General features: G+C 54.3%; 4 protein-coding genes. All 4 read right to left on the bottom strand.

The annotated features are described in order from the left end of the window. Window positions 1–161: 161 nt before the first annotated feature. Window positions 162–1340, bottom strand: coding sequence for a M20 family metallopeptidase (locus Q3886_RS08535; RefSeq protein ID WP_301860952.1), 1179 nt, complete (start codon window positions 1338–1340; stop codon window positions 162–164). A 64-nt stretch (window positions 1341–1404) separates the two neighbouring features. Continuing rightward, window positions 1405–2256 (bottom strand): MurR/RpiR family transcriptional regulator, encoded by an 852-nt coding sequence (locus Q3886_RS08530; RefSeq protein ID WP_301860950.1) that lies wholly within the window; start codon window positions 2254–2256, stop codon window positions 1405–1407. 23 nt (window positions 2257–2279) lie between these two features. Continuing rightward, on the bottom strand, window positions 2280–3599 hold the full coding sequence (locus Q3886_RS08525) for a gluconate:H+ symporter (protein WP_301860949.1): 1320 nt from the start codon (window positions 3597–3599) through the stop codon (window positions 2280–2282). A gap of 14 nt (window positions 3600–3613) precedes the next feature. Continuing rightward, window positions 3614–4648: decarboxylating NADP(+)-dependent phosphogluconate dehydrogenase (gnd, locus tag Q3886_RS08520; protein ID WP_301860947.1), on the bottom strand; the 1035-nt coding region annotated here is incomplete at its 5' end.

Below are 4648 nucleotides of genomic sequence, written 5' to 3'. Positions count from 1 at the left end.
GTAATATAGACGCTTCTAAAAGTCAATGTGCCGGGCTGGTTCGAATATAAATAATACATAAATTTTATGTAATACTTCTGCTGTACAGCTGCGTAGATGCAAACATGCGCCCATTTACCGCAATGAGCGCATGTTCATGGAATGAATATTGAATTATATGCCTATTGATGAGCCTTCAGCCAGTCTATGGCCGTCTGGGCATAGACTGCGGCGCCGCCGGGAAGAACGGCTTCATCAATGGTAAAGTGATCGCTGTGATTGGAGTATACGGCTCCCACGTCCGGATTGTAGGTGCCGATGAACCAGAAGCTCCCTGGCTTATGTTCCTGATAATAGGCAAAGTCTTCGCCGCCCATGACCAGGTCGTGTTCACGGAGGGCATTGGCTCCCAGAACTTCGGTCACAGCCTGGCGCACGATATCCGTACATGCCGGATCGTTAATAGTCGGCGGTACAATGGGCGTATATTGCAGTTCCGCTTCTGCGCCGTAGGCAGCAGCTGTAGATTTGACGATACGATCCATTTTTTCCGGCAACTCTTTCCCGACATCGCGGCCGAAATACCGCGTCGTCCCTTCCAGGACGGCTTCACCGCCGACAATATTCCAGCGGTCGCCGCCATGGAAGGTGCCGACCGTAACGACTACGGGCTCTACGGCGCTGAACTGCCGGGATACCAGCGTCTGCAGATTCATGACCATAGCCGAGCCGACGACTACGGCATCGACGCCGGCCTGGGGCTGCGAGCCATGGGACTGACGGCCATGAATGCGAATGGTAAACATATCGGTCGCCGCCATGAAGGCATTGCTGCGGACGCCAATCGTTCCTGACGGAATGTCCGGCCAGATATGACCGCCAAATACGGCGCCGGCTTTGGCATACCAATCGCCGAAACGCGCCATATAGGGAGCCCCCTGCCCTGTTTCTTCCCCAGGCTGAAATACGAGATACACCGTCCCGTATATTTCATCGCGGCAGGCCATGAGCATCCTGGCGGCACCGAGAAGCATGGCTATGTGCGAATCGTGCCCACAGGCATGCATCTTTCCCGGTGTCTGCGAAGCAAAGGAGAGCCCCGTATGTTCCTTCACAGGCAGGGCATCCATATCTGCGCGCAGTGCCACGGCGCTGCCGGCATGGTTTCCCTGAATGACGGCAACTAACCCGGTCTGCTTTTCCCCGTTAATTTCATAGGGAATATGGAGCCCATCCAATTCCTTAGCAATCCGTGCAGTCGTATGCTGCTCTTCCATGCTCAGCTCCGGATGCTGATGAAATTCTCTGCGCATCTGACAAATATATTCGGCACTGTTCCGCATCATTTCTTTGACATTCATAAGGCTCGCCTTCTTTTTCTTTAATCATTTAAAGAATAGCATAAGCAGTTTAAAAGTCAACAAGTCAGATGCGTTTTTTACTTATTTCGCGGCGCATGTTTTCCATATTTTTCTGAAACGTTTCGGCTGACATCATGGCAATGCGCGTATACAGGACGTCGCCAATGGCCATGTGAATAAGCCGGGACGCGCTGGCTTCTGACGAATAGGCTGCTTCCCGGCCCATGCCGCATAAACAGATATGGGCCAGCTGCGATAGTGGCGAAGGGACGCGGCTGGTAATGGCAATAATAGCAGCACCGCTGCGCCGGGCCGTTTCGACAGACTGGATCAGTTCCTGCGAAGCGCCGCTGTGCGACACGGCAATGACGGCGTCTTCTTTGGTCAGCAAGGCTGCTGATGTTACCTGCATATGCGAATCGGCATAGTCCTGCACGGCAAAGCCCAGGCGAATGTAGCGAGTAGCCAGATCCCGGCAGACGGTCGCCGAATTTCCCAGGCCGTATATGGCAATCCGCCGGGCGCGGAGCAAAATCTGTGCCGCTTCATCGACGGCATGGCTGTCCAGAAGAGACAGCGTATCGTGCAGGCCGTCGCTGATATGCTGGAAAATTTTTTCCGTAACGGTCTGACAGGAATCGCCCCGGTCAATATCGCCGTAGGCCCTGTCTTTGGCCGACCCGTCAGCGGCAAGGTTTCGTTTTAGTTCCTGGAGCCCGCTGAACCCCAGCTTTTTGCAGAATCGTGATACTGTAATTTCTGAACTTCCTGCTGCGCCTGCGATTTCAGCAATCGTCTGGTTTATAAAGGCCTCTGGCGAAGCTGTCATATAATCGGCAATACGGCGCTCTGACTTGGTCAGACCGCCGTATGCACTGCGCAGCGCAGGAATTTGCTGAATAAGCGATGTATCCATGCCCGTTCCTCCGTGCCTTTTTCTTACCCGATAAACAGATCCAAAACCAGGACGCCTGCCAGGCCCATGACGGCAATAATCGTTTCCAGGGCGCACCAGGTCCGTACGGTTTCCTTAATGGTCAGGCCAAAAAATTCCTTAAACAGCCAGAATCCCGGATCGTTAGGCGGGCTGAAAATAAGGGAACCCGCACCGGTAGCCAGTACCATCAGTTCCGGATTGGCGCCTGTTGCGGCGCAGATAGGTGCGGCAATGCCGCCGGCTGTAAGGGCAGCAACCGTAGCCGACCCGCAGGCCGTGCGGATAACGGCTGCTACGAGCCAGGCCAGGAACAGGGGAGACAGCTGAGAACCGGCAACGAGACTGCCAATGTACGTGCCTACGCCGCTGTCAATCAGTACCTGTTTCAGCGCACCGCCGCCGCCGACGATGAGGAGAATCATGGCAATAGCCAGGACCGCATCCTGTACGGTCTTCATGATTTCATCCATCTTCTTGCCCCGGCCTAGGCCAAAGGTATAGATGGCAATGGCGACGGAAATGGTCAGGGCCATGTCCGGCTGTCCCAGGAAGGTCAGGACATAGCGAACCTGCGACGTGTCAGCCATGGTCAGCTTGGTAATGGCCGAAGCGGCCATGAGTACGACCGGAACCAGAGCCGTAAAGACGGATATGCCAAATCCCGGCATTTCATCGTCTTTAAAGATTTTGGGATTGTACAATCCCTTGGGAATTTCCGGATTAATGTCTCTGGTCAGATTGCAGTACAGCGGACCTGCCACGATGGCTGTCGGCACGGCAATAATGGCACCGTACACCAGAGTCGTGCCAATATCGGCATTATAAATAATGGAAATAGCCGTCGGGCCCGGATGAGGCGGCAGGAAGCCGTGCGTAACCGACAGAGCGGCAGCCATGGGAATCCCTACTTCCAAAAGGGGAATTTTCGCTTCCGCAGCAATGGTAAACACCAGCGGAATGAGCAAAACGAAACCGATTTCATAGAACAGGGCAATGCCGACGATAAAGCCAGTCAGGCATACGGCCCATTTCACCTTTTCCCGGCCAAATACATTGATTAATGTCGTAGCAATGCGCTGGGCACCGCCGCTTTCGGCCATGAGTTTTCCCAGCATGGCGCCGAAGGATACGACGATGGCCAGGCCGCCCAGGGTTCCACCCAGCCCTTTTTCAATAGTAGGAATCAGTTTATCTACAGGCATGCCTTCGGCAATGCCGACGAGGCCAGCTACGAGCAGGAGAGCCAGAAAACTGTTGAGTTTCACCTTTACAATCAGAACGAATAATATCAGAATGGCAACTGCCAGAATTACAAGCGGCATGAACATAACCTCCCTTATTTTGTATCGTGTTTCTGCCATTGATGGTGAAATACACCGGGCTTATCAATGCGCTGAAACGTATGGGCACCAAAGTAATCTCGCTGAGCCTGAATCAGATTGGCTCCTACGTGGGGACTGCTGTAGGCATCCAGATACTGTACGGCATTGGCATGGGCCGGCACGGGAATGCCGTTCTGCACGGCCAGGCAGACAATGCGGCGGAGCGATGCCTGATTTTCGTTAATCCTGCGCTGGAAAAAGGTATCGAATACCAGATTTTCCAGAGAAGGATCGGCTTCATAGGCTTCGGTAATCTTTTCCAGGAAATCGGCCTGAATAATGCAGCCAGCCCGGAAAATAGCCGCAATGGTGCCGTAATCGAGATGCCAGTCGTACGTGTCAGAGGCGCTGCGGTACAGGGAAAAGCCCTGGGCATAGGCGACGATTTTGGCAGCATACAGGCTGTCCCGCACGGCGTCTACAAAGGCCTGTCCCTGTTCGCTGCCGGGAGTTACGGTCCGCAGACTGGCCTGAGCCCGCACGCGGCCCGGCAGATTCGACATGACCCGGGCATTGCAGGCAGCTGTAATGAGGGAAATATCAACGCCCTCCTTCATGGCTTCGATGCTGGTCCAGCGGCCTGTCCCCTTTTGTCCGGCCTGGTCGACAATATAATCCAGAACCTGTCCGCCTGCCGGATCGTCTTCGGCAAAGATGTCGGCACTGATGCCGATGAGGAAGCTTTTCAGCTCGCCCTGGTTCCACTGGCGGAAAATATCTGAAATCTGACGGTTGTCATAGGCGCCGACGTGTTTCAGCAGCAAATAGGCTTCGGCAATGAGCTGCATGTCGGCGTATTCAATGCCGTTATGTACCATTTTTACGTAATGACCGGCACCGTCGCCGCCAATATAGGCGCAGCACGGTCTGCCGTCAGGTCCTTTGGCGGCAATGGCTTCATAAATGGGCTGAATTTCCGCATATGTATCCGTATTGCCGCCAGGCATAATGGACGGTCCCCGCCGGGCGCCGGTTTCGCCGCCGGAAAT

This window comes from uncultured Megasphaera sp. (assembly GCF_958350005.1).
Taxonomy (GTDB): domain Bacteria; phylum Bacillota; class Negativicutes; order Veillonellales; family Megasphaeraceae; genus Megasphaera.
The sequence above is the reverse complement of the archived record's forward strand: the minus strand, read 5'-3'. Positions and strand labels throughout refer to the sequence as shown.

Coding starts and splice junctions, on each gene's coding strand:
- Q3886_RS08525 (WP_301860949.1), bottom strand. CDS start 3,599: ATGCCGCTTGTAATTCTGGCAGTTGCCATTCTGATATTATTCGTTCTG.
- Q3886_RS08535 (WP_301860952.1), bottom strand. CDS start 1,340: ATGAATGTCAAAGAAATGATGCGGAACAGTGCCGAATATATTTGTCAG.
- Q3886_RS08530 (WP_301860950.1), bottom strand. CDS start 2,256: ATGGATACATCGCTTATTCAGCAAATTCCTGCGCTGCGCAGTGCATAC.